The sequence below is a fragment of the Sporosarcina sp. NCCP-2222 genome (assembly GCF_023168145.1).
Classification (GTDB): Bacteria; Bacillota; Bacilli; order Bacillales_A; family Planococcaceae; genus Sporosarcina.
In genome coordinates, this window is the sequence record NZ_BQYK01000003.1 from 105,662 (window position 1) to 122,578 (window position 16,917).

Here is a 16,917-nt window from a genome sequence, read left to right on the forward strand (position 1 = left end):
AAACTTTACCATAACAGAGAGGGAAGAAGCAATCTACGATAGCCTATTTCGATTCGGAGAATCCGTAATGAACGGCCTTGGAGCATCGTTCGTCATCGGATATCGAATCAACACCCGTTTCATCGCATTCGGGAAGAATGGGACTAGCGGCCACATGTATGGCATACGCATTGGATGCAATGAACATAAATAATAAAAGACAACCGCGACACCAAGGAAGAATCCTGGAGCGCCAAAAATGGCAGTGCATATTAAGAGGAACAGCCGGAATATTTTTGTCGTAATACTCAATTCATAAGAAGGAATCGCAAATGTCAGTATGGCACAGACAGCCACATAGAGAACGACTTCTGCCGTAAATAGACCGACATCGATTGCCACCTGTCCTATAACGATTGCTGCAACCAATCCCATGGCTGTTGTCATAGGAGAAGGAGTATGAATGGCTGCCATCCGCAATATTTCGATTCCTACATCAGCAATTAGAATTTGTACGAACAGGGGGATTTCCCCTGCATCATTCGGGCCAATATAATTTAAGGCGGCAGGCAAGTAATGCTGTCTGCTGGCCAGTAAGTACCAAAAAGGCAATAGGAACAGACTGGCTGCCGTCCCGATAAGCCGCAGCCATCTGACGAATGTTCCAATGAACGGCGCCTGCCGGTACTCCTCCGCATGCTGTAGATGATGGAACAATGTGATCGGTACCAAAATGACCGAGGGAGATGTATCCACAATAATGGCAATATGACCTTCCAGCAAATGGGCGGAACAAATATCCGGACGTTCTGTATACCTGACGAATGGCATTGGGTGAAATCTTTGCTTAAACAAAAACTCCTCCAATTCCTTATCCGTCATGGTCAACCCATCATGCTTCACTTTGTCAAGCCGTTCCCGTACATAATTTAAATGCTCTTCACTCACCGCCCCTTTAATGAAAGCGATGGCGATATCCGTTTTGCCATTAGCAGAAGTGTGATGCATTTCGAAACGGAGATCTTCCGTTCGAAGCCTTCTTCGGATCAAAGCTGTATTTAATACGATGTTTTCTGTAAATCCATCTCTCGATCCACGAATTACTTTTTCGGTATCCGGCTCTTCTGGCTGCCGTCCGGGATAGCTGCGGATATCTCCAATGAATGCGAATCCATCCGGCATGACAAAGCCCACTTGCCCACTTAAAACAGCAGTCAGAAATTCATCCCGGTCTTTGGCATCTGTCAATGCATGATACGGAAAATAAGTTAAAAATCCTTTTGGATCGTCCCTATGGGCTTCTCCCGTCTCATAATTTTGCTGCATCTCGGTTAAAAGAGTGGTAATAATCGAACCGTCAACAAGGCCATTAATATAAAATATTAACGTTTTCATTCCCCAAAGATGAACCGTTTTTGCTGTCGCGTCATATGTCTCTTCTACGCCAAACAATTCCTGGAACCACTGCTCGCCTTCTTTTGTCGATTCGAATAATTTTGACATTCGTTAGTCTGCCCTCACTTTTAATTCCTGCTCCTCCGACTGAGAAAGTACGGGGCCCATCCAATTTTTCAACTGGGCCAGGATTTTCTTCTCCAGTCGGGATACTTGCACTTGTGAAATCCCGATCCGTTCAGCAATATCACTTTGGGTATAATCCAAGTAATAACGCATATAAATGATCGTCTGATCCCGCTTGCTCAATTTGGACACGACATCTCGAAGTGGAATATGATCAAAGACCCGCTCAGACCGGTCATCCCGCAATTGATCCATCAACGTGAGACTGTCCCCTTCATTTTCATATAATTGTTCATGCAATGATGCCGGATCACGAAGTGCATCTGAAGCCAGTATGACTTCATCAACTGTAACATCAAGCACTTCCGCTATATCGGAAATGGATGGTGATTTTCCATGGTTCTTAATGAAGTTATCCGTCGCATGCCGTATTTTAAAACTGAGTTCCCTGATGGATCGGCTCACCTTCACCATTCCATCATCACGAAGAAAACGCTGGATCTCCCCAACAATCATCGGCACAGCATACGTAGAAAACTTGACATCATACGAGAGATCAAATTTATCAATTGATTTCATGAGTCCGATACAGCCAATTTGGAACAAGTCCTCCAAATCTGCCCCTCTGGAGGCAAAACGCTGGACAATCGACCAGACAAGCCTCGTATTACCTTCCACCATTAGCCGGCGCGCATCTTTATTGCCATTCTGTGATTCTTGGATGAGCAACCTCATTTTTTCCTGAGTCAGCAGCGTGTCTTGTTTTTCAAGGGAAACGTCCATAGGTCACCTCATACTGCTTGCTTCCGTCACCGGAGAAAATGTTTTTTCGAATTTCACGACAGTTCCATGCCCTACCGTAGACTCGACGGTTAATTGATCCGAAAAGCTTTCCATAATCGTAAAGCCCATTCCGGATCTTTCCATCATCGGCTTGGTTGTAAACATGGGTTCCATCGCCTGCTCCACATCAAATATTCCGTTCCCCTCATCTTGCACAGTCATTGTCACCTTGTTTTCATCCATAATGGCATGGATTGTCACTAAGCTTGTGCCATCGCATTCATACCCATGAATAATCGCATTGGTCACCGCTTCTGATACGATAGTCTTAAACTCTGAAATCTCTTCAAGAGTCGGATCGAGCGGCGTAATGAAACAAGTCATTGCCATTCGAGCCAGCGCCTCGTTTTCTTCAATTGCGACAAAAGATAATGTCATTTCATTTCTCATGTAAAACCCCTCCGATTTCACCTAGTGCAGTCTCCACCGTGCAATGTCTGATCATTGAACCTAAACCGGAAAAATTGAATATCTTCTCCATCGTGGCTGACGGATTCAGAATGACGGTCTCTCCGTTATACGGCACCAGGTCACGCATTCTCCCGAGAATCAGGCCGATTCCCGCGCTATCCATGAATGCTAACCTTTCCAAGTTCCAGATGATCGCTCTTACTTGTCCGGCATAAATCGAAGAGGAGATCGTCGAACGGATCCGGTTTGCTTCATGATTGTCCAACTCTCCAGATAATGTAACCACAACAATTCCATCAATAGTATTAATCTCAGCCATGCTGAATCCCTCCTTGTAGCGGAACATTCAACATCCGTCAGGCGAAATCCTTCCACGTGACAGAACTAGTCATACTACTTTCCAACCTTCTATATTTCGACACAGATCTGTTACGTATTCAAGCATGTCCATATCCTAAATCTTTTACACATGTTGGGAAAGAAATTGGAACTTATTGAATGTCTGCAGGCAGCAGCCGCTATATAGAAACAATAATACAGCTATGAAACAACATTCAGTTAAAGCAATTGCCAGTATTCAATAAAGAAATTGATGTCGAAGCCTGTGTTTTTGTACAAGAAAAAAACTGTGAAGCACACAATGTGTCTTCACAGTTTCCAATTACTTTTCAGTTCATTATCGTTTTATAAATTAATGTTGGTCTATCGACTTGCTCCTGGCCGATATGAATATGCTTTTGCAGCATCTCAAGTGAAGATGTGACGTCTGTCCGATTGGAATGGATAACCGCGAGAGCTTCACCTTTTTCCACATGATCACCAATCTTCTTATTTAAAACAATTCCTACAGCCAAGTCAATTTCATCTTCTTTTGTTGCTCTTCCGGCACCCAGCAGCATCGCCGCAACTCCGATTTCGTCTGCTTCCATCTTGGTAATATAACCCGTCGCTGGTGCAGGCACTTCAATTTGGTAGTCTGCCTTTGGCATTAGCTCCGGATTGTGTACAATTTCAGAATTGCCGCCTTGCGCTGCTATCATTTTACTGAAGAGTGTAAGAGCTGATCCATCCTCAATGACTTTCTGCAGCATCGTTTTCGCTTCTTCCATGGAAGATGCTTTTCCGCCTGCCATAATCATTTTGGAACCGAGAGCGATGCATAGCTCCGTCAGATCATCCGGCCCCTCTCCTTTTAGCGTATCGATCGCTTCTTTTACTTCCAATGCATTGCCGATTGCGTATCCGAGGGGCTGATTCATATCCGAAATGACCGCCATCGTCTCTCTGCCCACCTGCTTGCCAATGGCAACCATGGCCGAGGCAAGCTTCTCAGCATCTTCTAGCGTTTTCATAAAAGCGCCTTCGCCTGTCTTGACGTCTAAAACAATCGCGTCAGCTCCCGCTGCTATTTTCTTGCTCATGATCGAACTAGCGATTAGTGCAATACTTTCCACAGTCGCTGTGACGTCCCGAAGAGCATATAGTTTCTTGTCCGCTGGTGTCAAATTGCCGCTTTGCCCGATCACTGCCAGTTTCAATTGATTTACCTGATTGACAAATTGCTCTTCCGTCAGCTCAATATGGAATCCTTCAATTGACTCCAATTTATCGAGCGTCCCCCCCGTATGGCCAAGTCCACGCCCGCTCATCTTGGCTACCGGAACACCGCATGCCGCAACTAAAGGGGCAAGGATCAGTGTCGTCGTATCGCCAACACCGCCAGTTGAATGCTTGTCGACTTTGATCCCTTCAATAGCAGATAAATCAATTTGGTCGCCTGATTCGACCATCGCCATCGTCAAGTAGCCTTGTTCTTCTGCATTCATTCCCGAGAAGTAAATCGCCATCAATAAGGCACTCGCCTGATAATCTGGAATGGAACCATTCGTATAGCCTGTCACAAAAAATGTAATCTCATCTTTTGAAAGGACTTCTCCATTTCGTTTCCTTTCAATTATATCCACCATCCTGAACAATCGAATCACACCTTTTCAATTAATGAAGATAAGAAACTATCGCCGAACTCAGGCAGTTTGACGCCGAAATTCTCTGCAATTGTCGCACCGACATCAGAAAAAGTTTTGCGCAGCGGCAATTCTGCCCCTGAAGCTAATGAAGGCGAATAAACTAATAGTGGAACAAATTCTCTCGTATGATCTGTGCCGCTATGAACCGGATCATTGCCATGATCCGCGGTAATGATTAATAAATCGTTTTCATGGAGTGCACCGATGATTTCTGGCAGGCGGGCATCGAAATCCTGCAACGCGTTGCCATAGCCGATCGGATCTCTTCGATGACCGAATAAGGCATCAAAGTCAACTAAATTGGTGAAGCTCAGTCCGCTGAAATCCTGCTTCATTTCTTCCACAAGCTTATCGACACCATCCATATTGCTTGTCGTACGGACAGCTTTCGTCACGCCTTCGCCATTAAAAATATCAGAGATTTTACCGACTGCAATGACGTCATATCCTGCATCTTTCAGTTCATTCATCACAGTCCGGCCAAACGGTTTCAGAGCATAGTCATGCCGATTGGAAGTCCGTGTAAAATTACCCGGCTGGCCAACGAACGGGCGGGCTATGATGCGTCCAACCAAGAATTCTGGCCGCAGTGTCAGTTCCCTTGCAATTTCGCAAATACGGTACTGCTCTTCAATTGGTATGATTTCCTCATGGGCTGCTATTTGCAGCACAGGATCAGCAGATGTGTAGACAATGATGGCCCCTGTCTTCATATGCTCCTCGCCAAGCTCATCAATAATGGCCGTTCCGCTTGCCGGTTTATTTCCAATTACCTTGCGGCCTGTTCTTTCTTCCAGCTCGTTGATAAGCTCTTCCGGGAAGCCTTCTGGATAGACTTTAAATGGCTTATCGATATTGAGACCCATCATTTCCCAATGACCTGTCATCGTATCTTTGCCGACAGAAGCCTCCTGCATTTTCCCATAGAAAGCAGTTGGTGATTCCATCGCTGGAACCCCTTCAATCTCCTTAATGTTGGATAATCCCATTTCAGCCATAGAAGGCATTGTTAATCCGCCCATCCGTTCCGCAATATGGCCGAGCGTATCTGCTCCAATATCTCCAAATTCCGCCGCATCCGGCGCTTCTCCAATACCGACAGAGTCGAGTACGATTAGGTGTATTCTTGCAAATTTCTTGTTATCCATATAATAATATCCTCCTCAGTAAATAAATACCGCCTGCCTATTTTACGTAAATCGCTTTCATAGCGAATATATCCTTCTCCTAAACACATTGCTTCAACCACTCATAAGATATTTTAGGCACGCGGATGGTACTTGACGTAAACATCCTTCAGTCTGGCCCTGCTGACATGTGTGTAGATTTGAGTCGTTGATATATCCGAATGACCTAGCATTTCCTGCACCGCCCGAAGATCAGCCCCATTTTCAATTAAATGAGTCGCGAAAGAGTGGCGCAAAATATGGGGAGTCAATTCTGCCTGTATACCTGCCTCTGCTGCATGGCCTTTTAGTATCTTCCAGCAACCTTGGCGAGTCAACCGTGTGCCCCGCATATTCAAAAAAAGCGCATCGGCCTTCTTCCCCTTCAATAACTCAGGACGAGCCGTCTCCACATATATCTGGCAAGCTCTGATCGCTCCTGCCCCCAGCGGGACAATTCTCTCCTTTGATCCTTTCCCAAAGATCCTGACAAACCCCATGGACAAATGTAAATCTTCCATATTGAGTCCTATTAATTCGCTGACGCGCATCCCTGTCCCATACATCAATTCGAGTAGAGCGACATCCCTTTTCCCTAGCGGTTTCGAGGAATCAGGTGAATTGATCAGTGCATCAATTTCCGATATGGAAAGGACACGAGGCAATTTCTGTTCCAATTTCGGCATTTCCAAATGAACAGTAGGGTCATGCGTCGATACTTTCTCCCTTACTAGGAATTGATGAAAGGAGCGGATGGAAGAAATATGGCGCGAGATGGTTCTTGTCGACTTTCCAAGGTCTTTTAGCTTCTGAAGATAAAGAAGGATAACTGCCCGGTCAATCTGCTCAAAAGATTCATACCCTTGCCCTTCCAAATGGAGGATGTAATCCAGTAAATCTCGTTGATAGGATACAAGAGTGTTTTTCGCAAGCTGCCTTTCTACCCGCAGAAAATGTAAATAGTCCTCTAAAGCAAATCTGGCATCTTTCAAAATAGCACCGGCTGTTTCCAATGATATCCCTCCTTTTTTCCTAAAGTAAATGAAGGCCCTGTCCTCCAGTCGTACGCTCAGCGCATTACTTGCTCCAGGGGAAACAAAGAGTCTTGTCCACTATGTATGCGCAATGGGAAATACAATACGAAACGACAAAAGGGATAGCATAACGCCATCCCATATCACTTCTTTTTGTCGGGGCCTGCAGTTCGGCATCTTTTACATATGCCGTGGAAAGTAAGCCAATGATCTTTTACGTTGAAGCCATATCGGCTTTCCACGATCTTCTCAACATCTCCTAATAAATCTTCTTGGATTTCGTCCACTTTACCGCATTCAAGACATATTAAATGATGATGAAAACGAGAGGCACCTTCCTGGCGCAGATCGTAACGCGAGACCCCATCTCCAAAATTTATTTTATCGACGATTTTCAGTTCGGTTAACAATTCCAATGTACGGTATACTGTAGCAAGGCCAATTTCAGGTGCTTTTTCTTTTACTAGTAGAAATACGTCCTCTGCACTTAAATGATCTTCTTCGTTTTCCAAAAGGACCATAACGGTCGCTTCCCGCTGTGGCGTCAACTTATAGCTGGCCCCGTGCAGTTGTTTTTTTATCCGTTCTATCCGGCTTTCCATACGACGCCCCCCTCAACACTGAAACCATTATAGCAAATGGTCAATCCGTGTGACAACAGAAAGGAAAACACCAGGACAGGTTTACGATCTATCTAATGAAGATTTGGTAAATAAGCGCCTCCACTATTTGAATACAGATAAAAAAAGTGAGCACAATAGGCAGCGGACGTAGATTCCGACGCTTGCGGGAATGCATTCTCTCAAAATATGGAGGGCTAAGAACCACACAATATATTAATAGCAGAAAGCATATGATGAATTGGAAAGGAAACCACCAAACAGCATACTGGAACATGCCCATACCTGTTGACAGCAAGTAAGAGGATGATAAACCAAAGATTACACCCTTTAATGCGCCGACAAGCAAAACAATAGGACGAGTCTTCCGTTGGATCGAGAAAAGATATGCGACAGCGAAAAATAAGACAACCGAGAGCAATGTCCAAAAAATGGACGCTTCCTGATCAATAATCCTTCTATCTAGGAAATATAATAAGCTCTCTGATGCTTCTACACTAATTTCCCGGAAAAGCAAAGCACCTCCGATATAACCAATGGACAGTATGACGAATAAATGGATGATAGATAAGGAGCGGACCACGAGATGCACCTCCGTTTCATTTGTACACCTTATGCTTGTCCACTCTTAAATAACCCACCTATTTCATATTTTTCGCATAAAGAATTGCATACAGCGTTTTAGCATCGAAAATTTGGCCATCTGCCACCAGCTGTTCGGCTTCTTCTATTGTACATTCCAAAATATCAATGAATTCATCTTCATCACCCGCTGCCGGATTTTCCACTTTTTGCAGACCTGTCGCAACATATAAATGAATGACTTCGTCCGCAAATCCCGGCGAAGTCGCAAAGGACTGAATGTATTCGAATTGCTGTGCATGATACCCTGTTTCTTCCTCCAACTCCCGGATCGCCGTGATCCGCTTGTCCTCACCGGGTTCAATTTTCCCTGCCGGTATTTCTACAAGTGTCCGCTCAAGAGCTTTTCTGAACTGACGCACAAAGACCAGTTTGCCTTCCGCTGTTACTGCTAACACAGCAACTGCACCGGGATGTTTGACGAGTTCCCTTTTCGCCAGCTTTCCATCTGGCAACTCAACATCCTCTACACGTAGAGAAATGACTTTTCCCTCATAAATCGTCTTGCTGGCAACTGTTTTCTCAGTATGAATCACTGTTTCTCACAACCTTTCTTTGTCATCAAGCATGCTGCTTTTCCTTTTTACATTGACATTGTAACATGAACAAAACGGGAGGTGCTTTTATTGAAAAAAAGAAGATTGGGAAATAGTGAATTATATGTTTCAGAACTCGGACTTGGCTGCATGTCTCTTCCTGCAGACAAAAGGGAAGCATCGGAAATTATCGAAACTGCCTTGGAAGCAGGAATTAATTTCTTTGACACAGCCGACCTTTATGGCGGCGGCCGCAACGAACAGCTTCTTGGCAATTTACTCACAACAAAGCGCGATCAAATTATTCTGGCTACCAAAGTGGGCAATCAAATGAATTCCGACGGTAGCAGCTGGACATGGAACCCCTCTAAAGAACATATTATGAAGGCCGTCAAGGACAGCCTGCTGCGACTCGGTACAGATTATATTGATCTGTATCAATTGCATGGCGGTACAATGGAAGATAATGCAGAGGATGCAATCGATGCGATGGAAACATTAAAAAAAGAAGGGATGATTAGACAATACGGCATCTCATCGATACGCCCCAATGTCATTGAACGCTTCCTTAAAAAGAGTGCAGCCGTATCTGTGATGATGCAATACAGTCTCCTCGACAGACGTCCGGAAGAATGGTTCAAGATGATATCGGACTTTGGCGTGTCAATAATTACGAGAGGAACGCTGGCAAAAGGTTTTCTCACGATGGACGGTTTACAACGCGCAGAGAAGTCCGATGGTTTTGGCACGTACTCAGCTAATGATCTATATAAGACACTTACCATGCTAAATAAGAAGACAGAAGATATTCACGCAGCCTCAATTGCTTTCAATTTAACTCAACCAGTTGTATCAAGTGTGCTCGTTGGAGCCAGTTCCAAAAAACAATTGCTCGATTCGATCGTCTCATATGAAAGAGAAATGGACAACACGGTTATCGAGGACTTAAAAAACACCGTTAGACAGGATCGTTATCAGGAACACAGAGTTTAATAATAAAAAATAGGCAGTTTGTAATCTTTCCGAAATACTTTTGTAATGATTAAGGTTAGTAATTGTGGGTATTCATTAGAGTAGCAACATCTACTACAATTACTAACTAAGGATTACGGAGGAGATTACTATGAATTTTACAATTACAAATGATAAGAAGTGGTTGAAACTAGGCGCGGCAGCTTTACTATCTGTTTCCATGCTTGCAGCATGCGGCGATGATGACGATGATACAAACCTGGATGTAAACAACCCACCTGCTGAAACGGACGATGGTACAGGCACGGATACGAACGTGGATCTTGATACAGATGTGGATTCTGATACAGATGGTACAGGAACAGATACTGAAACTGACGGCACTGGCACGGATACAGACACTAGCACCGATACTGACACTAGCACCGATACAGATGGCAGCAAATAAGCACCATGTCTATGATGCTAAAAAAGCAAAAGGCGAAGGGAATCAACTAACTGATCCCCTTCGCCTTTTCATGTTATAAAGCTCTATATTATTATTGCAAGTGTGCCACTTCAGCCTCTTTCTCTACTGCAGGGCTTGTCACTTTTTTATTCTTTTTAACTGGCAGCATATTGAAAAGAATGTTGAGAACGATCGCTGTCAAACTTCCTGTCACAATGCCATTGCTAGTCAATATTTGGACTTCTTCAGGAAACATGCTAAATAAATCAGGCACGACTGAGACGCCAAGTCCGATACCTACTGAACAGGCAATAATCATTGCATTTTCCTGTGACTCCATGACCACTTTACTCAACATTTTAATTCCTTGTGAAATGACCATGCCAAACATCGCTACCATAGCTCCACCAAGAACAGATGTCGGAATCACTGTCGTAATCGCTGCAATTTTCGGCATTAACCCTAGTGAAATCAGCATGATGGCAGTAATCAAAATGATTTTTCTCGATTTCACGCCAGATAATTGCATGAGTCCGACATTTTGAGAAAACGTCGTATAAGGAAAGGCATTAAATATCCCGCCGATAACGGATGCCAGGCCTTCCGAACGATACCCTTTCGCCAAATCCTCTTTTGTTATTTCCTTATCACAAATATCGCTCAACGCGAAATAAGTACCCGTCGATTCAACAAGGGAAACCATTGCCACGAGTGTCATCGTAATAATTGGAAGCAAATGGAACGAAGGCATACCGAGTTTAAATGGCACGACGACATGTAACAGTGATGCCTCATGAACATTTGTAAAATCCACAACACCCATGAACATGGCAGCTACTGTTCCAGCTACAAGCCCAAGTAAGATGGAAATCGAACGGATGAAACCTGTTGAAAATTTGTATATCAAAATAATGCAGAACAAAGTGCCAAAGGACAATAAAACATTGGCAGTGGAACCGAAATCGGGTGAATCCATTCCACCAGCCATATTGTTAATAGCAACTGGTATGAGTGTCACACCAATGATTGTTACGACGGACCCTGTGACAACCGGCGGGAAAAACTTCACTAGCATCCCAAAATACCGGCTGATCAATACAATAATCAAGCCTGACGCGATGACGGATCCATAAATTGCAGAAACATCATATTTCGCCCCGATTGAAATCATTGGTCCGACCGCTGTGAATGTACATCCAAGTACTACAGGCAAACCAATACCAAAGAAGCGGTTGGTCATGATTTGAAGCAATGTGGCGATACCGCACATGAAAATATCGATGGATACTAAATAAGTCAACTGTTTTGGCGTCAAGCCAATTGCATCTCCGACAATCAAGGGAACGAGAATCGCTCCTGCATACATAGCGAGTAAATGTTGGAATCCAAGTAACGCGGATTTCATAGAGTTGACCCCTCTGCAAAGGAGACTTTACCATTTTCCAACGACTGAATAATGGCCAATGATTCCACACGGATGCCACGATTACGTATCATCTCGCCACCCGGCTGAAATCCTTTTTCGATTACGATACCAACTCCGGCTAAGCTTGCTCCTGCCTGTTCCACAATAGACAAAAGTCCTTCAACAGCTTGGCCATTCGCCAAAAAGTCATCTATTAAAAGAACATGATCATCTTGTGAAAGATAATCTTTAGATACTGAGATTTCATTTTTTTCTTCTTTAGTAAACGAGTGAACGCTAGCCGAATATAATTCATTGATCAAAGTGAGAGACTTTCTCTTTCTTGCAAACACTACTGGAACCCCTAATACGAGTCCAGTCATCATCGCGGGTGCAATGCCAGAGGATTCCAGAGTAACAATTTTAGTTATCCCTTCCCCTTTGAATTTTTCCGCAAATTCATTACCGATCTCTTGCATGAGAACAGGATCGATTTGGTGATTCAAAAATGAGTCGACTTTCAAGATTTGATCTGACAGTACTTTGCCATTCTTGCTAATTTTGTCTTCTAGCTTCTTCACGTATACTTCCTCCTATTTGTTTCACAATCAACAAAAAAGCCCGTTGACCGTGCATCCAATCATGACATGAGTGGAGCAAGGCCTCCGTGCTAACAGCGAACGAAGTATAAAGGACATACCAAATGGCAAGCCTTCTTTCCTTTGCTTCCTCATAGTCGATTTGTTTACGGCAAATCGGTAGAAACTTGCAGGCCATATCCCCGCGATTATATGAGTGGATGTTTTAGAATGTTTTCAGTATAACATGTGAAATCGAAATTTCAACAGGGCAATAAATAGAAAATTGATTTTCTATTTTTCGAAAAACAATCACTAAACATTACGTCTATGTAACTTTTTTATCACAAAAATAACAAATACCCAGAACACTATTTTAATGCGAAAAATTAGTTTAGAAAACTCATATCAGGCTATATAAGAAGTGTAAGTTACAACAACAATTTTAAACAAAGGAGACGATGTAAAATGGCTAGAAACAACGAAAATAATAACGATAACAGAGGAAAAATGTCACTAGAGGAAGCAGGCCGCAAAGGCGGAGAAGCTACTGCTAAAAACCATGACCGCGACTTCTACAAAGAAATCGGCCGTAAAGGCGGAGAAGCTACTGCTAAGAAACACGACCGTGATTTCTACGAAGAAATCGGCCGTAAAGGCGGAGAAGCTACTGCTAAAAATCACGACCGCGATTTCTACGAAGAAATTGGCCGTAAAGGCGGAGAAGCTCGCGCTAAACAAGACGGCAATAACAATAATAACAACTAATTCTTCTATTCAATTTATAAAACGGCAGACAACAAGTTTATGTTGTCTGCCGTTTTTATATTTCCAGCTCAAGTACAACAGGGCAATGATCGCTCCCCATGATGTGATGGTCGATGCCGGCTCCTTTCATCCCCTTTTGTAGATGATGAGAAACAAGAAAATAATCAATGCGCCAACCGATATTTCGTTCTCTAACCTTATTCATGTACGACCACCACGTAAATGCTTCTCCCCTGTCGGGATAAAAATGCCTGAATGAATCAATAAACCCTGCTTTTAACAACAAGTCCATCTTACTTCTTTCTTCGTATGTGAATCCAGAATTGCCGATATTCGATTTCACATTCCTTATATCCAGTTCTTGATGGGCCACATTCAAATCGCCGCAATAAATGACCGGCTTTCGGTCAAGGAGATTTGTCAGATGCTCCCGAATTTTATCTTCCCAAGCCAATCGAAAAGGAAGGCGCGCCAAATCACGCTGCGAATTGGGAACATAAGCATTAACCAAAATAAAATTTTCAAACTCTGCTGTTATGATGCGCCCTTCCTCTTCGCCATCTTCCTCACCGATTCCATAATAGACTCCGATGGGTTTTTCCTTTGTAAAAATGGCTGTACCGGAATAGCCTTTTTTCAATGCATAGTTCCAATATTGGTAATATCCTTCTAACGGCAAATCAATTTGCCCTTCTTGTAATTTCGTCTCTTGTACACAAAAAATATCTGCTTCTACTTCGGCAAAATATTCGAGAAATCCTTTTTTTACACAAGCCCGTAGTCCGTTCACATTCCAAGACACTAGTTTCATTTCCATCCCTACTATTCTATCTGTAAATTAATGGAGCGTACTTTCGACTGGATATTTTGATACGTCGATCTCCACTTCTTCCTCAAGAGCCATAAGAGCCAGCTGCTTCCCTAAATAGGGCCCAACTGTCAAACCAGAGGCACCAAGGCCATTGGCAAATAAAACATTTGAAACATCCGGCAGCTTCCCGATCACTGGCAAAAAGCCGGCGGTGAATGGCCGAAAACCGACCCTAGTCTCGATATACTCAGCATCACTCAATGCAGGTGCAATGTCTAACGCTTTATTCAATACTTCCTGAATGCCGCCTAATGTCGGTTTATCATTCATATCATGTTCATCTTCGTGGGTTGCGCCTGCCACTATCTTTCCATTAGGAAAGGCCAACATGTATTGGTCATTTGGAGGCATAACGACCGGCCATGCAGCAGTTCCGTTATCTGCTGCCTTCATATGGGCGATTTGAGCTTTTTGACCTCTCACTTCAATTGGTATGCCAATTTGACGAGTCAGTTCACCAGCCCAGCACCCCGCAGTAATAATTACCTGTTTCGCTTCTATTCTATCGTTATCAAACCAGACTTCTACGTTTCCTTCTGCGTCTTTCTGAAGGGATGCGGAACCATTTATGATTCTAAGTCCTTTCAATTCGGCACCTTTTAGCAATGCGTCACGCAGCATCCGGCCATCAACCCGCGCTGCACCACTCACATACAAAGAAGTATACCGGTTGGAGAGATACGGAAATAGCGATACCGTTTCATTTTCATCCAACTGACGCAAATCACCGATTTCAGGCGCTTCCTCCCTACGTTGGCGTGCACGTTCCTCCATCTTTGTCAGTTTCTCTGAATCGGTATGAATACTAATGGCCCCAACTTTACTGTAACCCGTCTCCAAGCCTTTTGATTCCAGCATAGGAATAAGTTCTTCATAATAGGCTGCGCCGGCCTGTGCCAGCTGATACCACGCTTTGTTTCTGCGCTGGGACAACCAGGGACAAATGATTCCGGCTGAAGCATTTGTCGCCTGTCCGGAATCCTTCCGATCTATGAGCATGACATCCCTTCCTCGTCCACTCAAATGATAGGCCGCGGAAGCACCTAAAATGCCTCCTCCGATAATGACAATTTGATTCATTCAACCACCCAATTTTACGCTTTTCTTTATTGTACTTGCGTTTCAAGCGAATTACAAACTCGCTTTATGAAAACGCTTTCAAAATTTAATAAATAATTTTACTATTCAGCTCTTTATTTTTTCAAAAAAAGCAGTATAATGATTCTATTCGATAATTATAAGACGCGAACCATTTTGACGATTGGCATAAGGCTGGAAAACTATTCGATTATGTTAAGGAGATTTGATGATTATGACGAGAACGCCCATCCAAGTAAAACTAGCAGAAACTAAAAAAGAGAAACCGAATGCGGAGACGCTTGTATTCGGTAGAACGTTCACGGATCATATGTTCGTTGCGGACTTTGAAGAAGGAAAAGGTTGGCACAGCCACCGAATTGTCCCGTACGAACCGATTTCCTTAGATCCTGCTTCCATTGTGTTCCACTACGGACAAACCGTTTTTGAAGGCATGAAAGCTTATAAAAATGAAGAAGGTGTAATTCGGCTCTTCAGACCTGAAGAGAATATGAAACGGTTAAACCTCTCATTAGACCGATTATGCATGCCAAAAATTGATGAGCACTCAGCATTGCACGGGTTGACAGAACTTTTACGGATTGAGAGAGACTGGATTCCGACATTGGAAGGCACATCCTTGTATATCCGACCGTTCGTCATCGCGACAGAGGCGTTTCTTGGAGTAGCACCGGCAAGAAAGTATCAGTTCATCATTATCCTTTCCCCTGTCGGCTCTTATTACAAAGAAGGGATTCATCCTGTCAAGATCCTCGTGGAAAATGAATTTGTCCGAGCAGTTAAAGGGGGTACCGGCGGCGCTAAGACAGCTGGAAATTACGCAGCCGGACTGAAGGCTCAAGAAGTGGCGGATCAGCAAGGCTATTCCCAAGTCCTTTGGCTCGATGGAGTAGAACGAAAGTATGTTGAAGAAGTAGGAAGCATGAACATCTTCTTTAAAATTAACGGAGAAATCATCACACCCGCTATTAATGGCAGCATTTTAGAAGGGATAACACGAAAATCCATTCTTGATTTGCTTCGTCATTGGGAGATTCCCGTTTCTGAAAGAAAGATTTCGATGGAAGAGATTCGGGATGCGTATGAAAAGGGAATTTTGGAAGAAGTATTCGGAACAGGTACCGCAGCCGTCATCTCCCCTGTTGGTGAATTGAATTGGGATGGCTATAAAATGATCGTTAATAATGGAAAAACAGGCGACCTTTCCATGAAACTATACAATACGCTGACTAATATTCAAACTGGCCAAGAAGAAGACCCTTTCAACTGGGTACAAAAAATCGTTCAAGAATATGCGAAACTAGCATGATAATAAAAAAGAGACGTCCACTCCATTTTTGGAATCGACGTCTTTTTTTCTTCGGCATAACAGCTTCCGAATGTATGTTTCTAGGCAATTTTTTGATAACGGTTTAAAAGCTTGTCTAAATCTTGACTGCATGCTATGACATCTGGGTGTGTAAATCCATTTCGCTTCGCCATTTTGTACATCATGATCCGCATCATCTGAATTTGTAATGACAACAACTCTTTTTTCAAATTGTCCTTCACGACCCGCTTCCTCCATACTTTTCAATGTTTTTTTCACACTTGTCCTATCGTACTTCATTAAATTTAAAAAGAATGTCGGATTTTGATTAGATTACCTACTTTTTATTGCATGTTCACAAATTTGCCACAATTGCAATGGTTTTTTCGTACTTTCGGTGTGTGACTTGACAATAGGTGAGTGGATTAGACCACAACTGCATTGTTTTATGGCAGATTGCTCGAATGGGAGATGAACGCGTTATTGACAGGAGAGCTTGTATGTGGTGGGAATATTTCGTATGTTGCTGTTAGTGCTCGTATATGCATTGGAAACGCTCATATGTTTGCCGGGAGTGTTCGTATTACCTGGGCGACCGCTTTACCACTGACTGTGAGTGGCTTACCACCGCTTCTTGGGGCTTTACCACCAACTTGAGAGGTATTACCACCGACTCTCGGCACTTTACC

At 43.4% G+C, this 16,917-nt stretch carries 18 protein-coding genes and 1 riboswitch; of the genes, 4 read left to right on the forward strand and 14 right to left on the reverse strand.

Features of this window, described 5'->3' with window-relative positions; genetic code table 11:
- Positions 1 to 33 precede the first annotated feature (33 nt).
- From NCCP2222_RS07325 to NCCP2222_RS07365, 9 genes are all read right to left on the reverse strand, one after another.
- Positions 34 to 1,482 (reverse strand): spore germination protein, encoded by a 1,449-nt coding sequence (locus tag NCCP2222_RS07325; RefSeq protein ID WP_248511120.1) that lies wholly within the window; start codon positions 1,480 to 1,482, stop codon positions 34 to 36.
- A 3-nt stretch (positions 1,483 to 1,485) separates the two neighbouring features.
- Complete coding sequence (locus NCCP2222_RS07330) at positions 1,486 to 2,283, reverse strand: SigF/SigG family RNA polymerase sporulation sigma factor (protein WP_238083860.1); 798 nt, start codon at positions 2,281 to 2,283, stop codon at positions 1,486 to 1,488.
- Between the two features lie 3 nt (positions 2,284 to 2,286).
- The gene (gene spoIIAB / locus NCCP2222_RS07335) at positions 2,287 to 2,733 is read right to left on the reverse strand and encodes an anti-sigma F factor (RefSeq protein ID WP_238083862.1); all 447 of its coding nucleotides are present in this window, start codon (positions 2,731 to 2,733) and stop codon (positions 2,287 to 2,289) included.
- Positions 2,723 to 3,073: an STAS domain-containing protein gene (locus tag NCCP2222_RS07340; RefSeq protein WP_248511122.1), complete on the reverse strand. Its 351-nt coding sequence runs from the start codon at positions 3,071 to 3,073 to the stop codon at positions 2,723 to 2,725. Before NCCP2222_RS07340 ends, spoIIAB begins: the two co-directional genes overlap by 11 nt.
- A gap of 349 nt (positions 3,074 to 3,422) precedes the next feature.
- Positions 3,423 to 4,721 (reverse strand): pyrimidine-nucleoside phosphorylase, encoded by a 1,299-nt coding sequence (locus NCCP2222_RS07345; RefSeq protein WP_248511800.1) that lies wholly within the window; start codon positions 4,719 to 4,721, stop codon positions 3,423 to 3,425.
- A 14-nt stretch (positions 4,722 to 4,735) separates the two neighbouring features.
- Positions 4,736 to 5,929, reverse strand: a complete 1,194-nt coding sequence (gene deoB / locus NCCP2222_RS07350) for a phosphopentomutase (protein WP_248511125.1) — start codon at positions 5,927 to 5,929, stop codon at positions 4,736 to 4,738.
- Between the two features lie 113 nt (positions 5,930 to 6,042).
- On the reverse strand, positions 6,043 to 6,939 hold the full coding sequence (gene xerD, locus NCCP2222_RS07355) for a site-specific tyrosine recombinase XerD (RefSeq protein WP_248511802.1): 897 nt from the start codon (positions 6,937 to 6,939) through the stop codon (positions 6,043 to 6,045).
- Positions 6,940 to 7,124: 185 nt separating this feature from the next.
- Positions 7,125 to 7,583 carry a ferric iron uptake transcriptional regulator gene (fur, locus tag NCCP2222_RS07360; RefSeq protein WP_184206555.1) on the reverse strand — a complete coding sequence of 153 codons (459 nt, stop codon included), beginning with the start codon at positions 7,581 to 7,583 and terminating at the stop codon, positions 7,125 to 7,127.
- 659 nt (positions 7,584 to 8,242) lie between these two features.
- Positions 8,243 to 8,779, reverse strand: a complete 537-nt coding sequence (locus NCCP2222_RS07365) for an NUDIX hydrolase (protein WP_248511130.1) — start codon at positions 8,777 to 8,779, stop codon at positions 8,243 to 8,245.
- 81 nt (positions 8,780 to 8,860) lie between these two features.
- Here NCCP2222_RS07365 and NCCP2222_RS07370 point away from each other — a divergent pair, with 81 nt between their 5' ends.
- Both NCCP2222_RS07370 and NCCP2222_RS07375 read left to right on the forward strand, forming a co-directional pair.
- A complete protein-coding gene (locus NCCP2222_RS07370; protein WP_309295948.1) occupies positions 8,861 to 9,772 on the forward strand; it encodes an aldo/keto reductase in 912 nt (303 codons plus the stop codon).
- 130 nt (positions 9,773 to 9,902) lie between these two features.
- On the forward strand, positions 9,903 to 10,199 hold the full coding sequence (locus NCCP2222_RS07375) for a hypothetical protein (RefSeq protein WP_248511132.1): 297 nt from the start codon (positions 9,903 to 9,905) through the stop codon (positions 10,197 to 10,199).
- Between the two features lie 91 nt (positions 10,200 to 10,290).
- Here the strand turns inward: NCCP2222_RS07375 and NCCP2222_RS07380 are convergent, their stop codons facing one another.
- Both NCCP2222_RS07380 and NCCP2222_RS07385 read right to left on the reverse strand, forming a co-directional pair.
- Positions 10,291 to 11,604 (reverse strand): nucleobase:cation symporter-2 family protein, encoded by a 1,314-nt coding sequence (locus NCCP2222_RS07380; RefSeq protein ID WP_248511133.1) that lies wholly within the window; start codon positions 11,602 to 11,604, stop codon positions 10,291 to 10,293.
- On the reverse strand, positions 11,601 to 12,185 hold the full coding sequence (locus NCCP2222_RS07385; RefSeq protein WP_248511135.1) for a xanthine phosphoribosyltransferase: 585 nt from the start codon (positions 12,183 to 12,185) through the stop codon (positions 11,601 to 11,603). The genes NCCP2222_RS07380 and NCCP2222_RS07385 overlap by 4 nt, the downstream gene beginning before the upstream one ends.
- 132 nt (positions 12,186 to 12,317) lie before the next feature.
- Positions 12,318 to 12,419: riboswitch (purine riboswitch) on the reverse strand.
- A 231-nt stretch (positions 12,420 to 12,650) separates the two neighbouring features.
- Here NCCP2222_RS07385 and NCCP2222_RS07390 point away from each other — a divergent pair.
- Complete coding sequence (locus tag NCCP2222_RS07390; protein ID WP_248511137.1) at positions 12,651 to 12,950, forward strand: KGG domain-containing protein; 300 nt, start codon at positions 12,651 to 12,653, stop codon at positions 12,948 to 12,950.
- A gap of 55 nt (positions 12,951 to 13,005) precedes the next feature.
- Here the strand turns inward: NCCP2222_RS07390 and NCCP2222_RS07395 are convergent, their stop codons facing one another.
- Complete coding sequence (locus tag NCCP2222_RS07395) at positions 13,006 to 13,761, reverse strand: exodeoxyribonuclease III (RefSeq protein ID WP_248511142.1); 756 nt, start codon at positions 13,759 to 13,761, stop codon at positions 13,006 to 13,008.
- A 27-nt stretch (positions 13,762 to 13,788) separates the two neighbouring features.
- Positions 13,789 to 14,901 carry an NAD(P)/FAD-dependent oxidoreductase gene (locus tag NCCP2222_RS07400; protein ID WP_248511143.1) on the reverse strand — a complete coding sequence of 371 codons (1,113 nt, stop codon included), beginning with the start codon at positions 14,899 to 14,901 and terminating at the stop codon, positions 13,789 to 13,791.
- 232 nt (positions 14,902 to 15,133) lie between these two features.
- Here NCCP2222_RS07400 and NCCP2222_RS07405 point away from each other — a divergent pair, with 232 nt between their 5' ends.
- Entirely contained in the window at positions 15,134 to 16,228 is a 1,095-nt protein-coding gene (locus NCCP2222_RS07405; RefSeq protein WP_248511803.1) for a branched-chain amino acid aminotransferase, read from the forward strand.
- Between the two features lie 80 nt (positions 16,229 to 16,308).
- On the opposite strand, the gene NCCP2222_RS07410 is transcribed toward NCCP2222_RS07405, so the two are convergent.
- The gene (locus tag NCCP2222_RS07410; protein WP_248511145.1) at positions 16,309 to 16,470 is read right to left on the reverse strand and encodes an aspartyl-phosphate phosphatase Spo0E family protein; all 162 of its coding nucleotides are present in this window, start codon (positions 16,468 to 16,470) and stop codon (positions 16,309 to 16,311) included.
- Positions 16,471 to 16,917 lie beyond the last annotated feature (447 nt).

What these genes read in the sequence shown, in the direction of transcription:
- NCCP2222_RS07325 (WP_248511120.1), bottom strand. Translation starts at nt 1,482, where the DNA reads ATGTCAAAATTATTCGAATCGACAAAAGAAGGCGAGCAGTGGTTCCAG.
- NCCP2222_RS07330 (WP_238083860.1), bottom strand. Translation starts at nt 2,283, where the DNA reads ATGGACGTTTCCCTTGAAAAACAAGACACGCTGCTGACTCAGGAAAAA.
- NCCP2222_RS07395 (WP_248511142.1), bottom strand. Translation starts at nt 13,761, where the DNA reads ATGAAACTAGTGTCTTGGAATGTGAACGGACTACGGGCTTGTGTAAAA.
- deoB (WP_248511125.1), bottom strand. Translation starts at nt 5,929, where the DNA reads ATGGATAACAAGAAATTTGCAAGAATACACCTAATCGTACTCGACTCT.
- fur (WP_184206555.1), bottom strand. Translation starts at nt 7,583, where the DNA reads ATGGAAAGCCGGATAGAACGGATAAAAAAACAACTGCACGGGGCCAGC.
- NCCP2222_RS07375 (WP_248511132.1), top strand. Translation starts at nt 9,903, where the DNA reads ATGAATTTTACAATTACAAATGATAAGAAGTGGTTGAAACTAGGCGCG.
- NCCP2222_RS07400 (WP_248511143.1), bottom strand. Translation starts at nt 14,901, where the DNA reads ATGAATCAAATTGTCATTATCGGAGGAGGCATTTTAGGTGCTTCCGCG.
- spoIIAB (WP_238083862.1), bottom strand. Translation starts at nt 2,733, where the DNA reads ATGAGAAATGAAATGACATTATCTTTTGTCGCAATTGAAGAAAACGAG.
- NCCP2222_RS07340 (WP_248511122.1), bottom strand. Translation starts at nt 3,073, where the DNA reads ATGGCTGAGATTAATACTATTGATGGAATTGTTGTGGTTACATTATCT.
- NCCP2222_RS07380 (WP_248511133.1), bottom strand. Translation starts at nt 11,604, where the DNA reads ATGAAATCCGCGTTACTTGGATTCCAACATTTACTCGCTATGTATGCA.
- NCCP2222_RS07345 (WP_248511800.1), bottom strand. Translation starts at nt 4,721, where the DNA reads ATGGTGGATATAATTGAAAGGAAACGAAATGGAGAAGTCCTTTCAAAA.
- NCCP2222_RS07390 (WP_248511137.1), top strand. Translation starts at nt 12,651, where the DNA reads ATGGCTAGAAACAACGAAAATAATAACGATAACAGAGGAAAAATGTCA.
- NCCP2222_RS07405 (WP_248511803.1), top strand. Translation starts at nt 15,134, where the DNA reads ATGACGAGAACGCCCATCCAAGTAAAACTAGCAGAAACTAAAAAAGAG.